The following is a 2,482-nucleotide window of genomic DNA, read 5'->3' on the forward strand; positions in this document are numbered from 1 at the left end:
GTGTATGTGCATGAACAAAGGTGAAGCAAGTGTAACGTCGTTAGTATCAGCTTTCGGAAGGGCGTATCATAGTGAATTTGATAATCCTACAATCTTTGATGATTATGTAGCTAAAAATTTAATTTCACAAAAAGAGCGTAACAATATTGAAATGAACATGGTTCAAGGGATACATTTTTTCAATAAAGACATTGCAGAGCGGTTTCAAGACAATCCAAAAGAAATATTAAAATGGATTACGCAAGTTCAGTTGTCACCAACACCTTTAGCACGTGCAGCCTATTGTGAACGAGTATTACTACATGAAATTACACTAGGAGCAAARCAATACGTCATACTCGGTGCGGGATTAGATACGTTCAGTTTTAGGCACCGAGAATTAGAAAATAAAATAGAAATATTTGAAGTGGATCATCCTTCTACGCAACAGGCTAAGAAGGTAAAAGTGAAAGAAGCAGAATTTGAAATTCCAAATAACCTTCATTTTGTTTCGATGGATTTTACGAAAGGATTTTCCTATGAACAGTTACGCAATGAAGGATTTGAAAATAAAAAAACTTTCTTTAGTCTTTTAGGTGTTACGTATTATTTAACGAAAGAGGAACTTTCCAGTTTAATAGAATGCTTATTCGAAATGGTTCCAGAAGGGAGTTCTATCGTTTTCGATTATCCGGATGAAAACTTATTTACAGAAAAAGGGCTGTCCAATCGAGTTGAAAAAATGGTGAAAATGGCTGCAGTAGGCGGAGAACCGATGAAATCGTGTTTTTCTTATACCGAAATGGAAGCACTGTTAGAGAAGGCGGGCTTACTCATTTATGAGCACTTAGCACCAAAGGATATTCATACATTATATTTTGAAGGACGAAACGATTATTTAAAAGCTTTTGAGACGGTGCATTATGTGCATGCGGTAAAGAAGTAGATAATTATTATTGTGAATTTTCAGGGGGAACAAGTGGAATTTCTTAAGAAAGAAGAGATTTTATCTTTTTATTGTATACACGAATCAGTTTACTTTAATAGTTAGATTACAATAAGCTATGATATGATTAGTATTGGATTTCTTAATAAGGGGGTTTTAAAATGACGCCAGAACAAATTGTTAGAAAATTTTTTGATGAAGTACGTTCAGGGAATCATCCTGACTATGCAAATCAATTAATGGCAGAAAAAGTATTGGCACATCAAATTGTATCTGAAGAAGAACAAACAGTTTGTAGAACACCTGAAGATTATGCCGAACATGTAAGAGAGATGGTTGAAGTATATGGTGATTTTTCTTTAGAAATTCAAGAATTTTTAGTACAAGGAAGTAAAGTATATGTACGTTGGAAACAAGTAGGTATGCATGTAGGAGAAATTGATGGATATCAACCTACAGGACTTCCAATAATTCAAATAGCAAGTGCAGTGTATAGAGTAGAAGATGGAAAAATTGCAGAGTATTGGATTCAAATTGATAGGTCAGGAATTCAAAATCAATTAGAGCGCAATAAAAATATTCAGTAGTTAATTTTTAAAGCTATAAGTAGGCATGGGGAGAAATCTCTGTGTCTTTTTTTTAGGAAAAACAAGGAAATTAAATGTAGTGATGGAAAATATAATTATAAATATATTGCTACATATATATGAGTACTGTTTTGTGGAAACTAAAGGAAAGGGGAAATAGAAAATGTTGAAATTACAGCCCTTTCCGAACGAGAAAGCCCATTGCCTTTAGGCATGGGATGRAAGTGAGGTTGGATACGGAGTACCACTAAAAATCGCAAGGTTYGTGGTACTTTAAGTATCCAAAGTATAGGTAGTTTCTCTAGGTCTTTTTGTTGTGATTTTCTGAGAATAAAAGATATATTGTAACGAGAATAAATGATTATAGAAGAACGGTTCAAAGTGTTTGAGAGAAAAATCTTMTCGTCTCATGCAGTTGCAAAGTTTATGGACACGTTCTCATTTTGTTTCTATTGCTAGAAATGTATYAAATGAAYGATGTTGAAAATCAAAAAACAAGGGGATGAAACGTATGTCACAGACCCTAACAGTGAAAGTGAAATTGATTCCAACAAAAGRRCAAATCCGTTTATTGGAACAAAGYAGTCACGAATATATCAAAGTTATAAATACACTTGTATCRGAAATGGTKRAAGCAAAGAAAAGTACGAAAAAAAGCACAAAAGATATTGAAGCAAATATCCCAAGTGCRGTGAAGAATCAAGCGATTAAAGACGCRAAAAGTTTGTTTGCTACAAAAGTAAAGAAAAGYMATTATAAAATCATYCCGATTYTAAAGAGACCTGTTTGTGTATGGAACAATCAAAATTATTYATTTGAWSCYACTYATATTTCAATCCCRTTKAAGGTAAATGGAAAGTCCACTCGTTTAAAGGTCCGTGCTTTATTAATCAATAAAAAAAATCGCAATTTGGATTTGTTAAAACATAAGTTAGGTACACTTCGTATCACAAAGAAATCGAATAAGTGG

Annotated in this window: 2 protein-coding genes and 1 pseudogene; all 3 read left to right on the top strand. The window is 33.1% G+C overall.

The window, feature by feature from the left end:
- Positions 1-10 precede the first annotated feature (10 nt).
- On the top strand, positions 11-925 hold the full coding sequence (locus AC1DTM_RS22725) for a class I SAM-dependent methyltransferase (protein WP_133059506.1): 915 nt from the start codon (positions 11-13) through the stop codon (positions 923-925).
- A 161-nt stretch (positions 926-1,086) separates the two neighbouring features.
- Complete coding sequence (locus tag AC1DTM_RS22730) at positions 1,087-1,512, top strand: ester cyclase (RefSeq protein WP_002066202.1); 426 nt, start codon at positions 1,087-1,089, stop codon at positions 1,510-1,512.
- 511 nt (positions 1,513-2,023) lie between these two features.
- Positions 2,024-2,482 (top strand): annotated as a pseudogene (locus tag AC1DTM_RS22735) (RNA-guided endonuclease TnpB family protein); the annotation flags it as partial.

This window comes from Bacillus sp. P4_D3 (assembly GCF_056401855.1).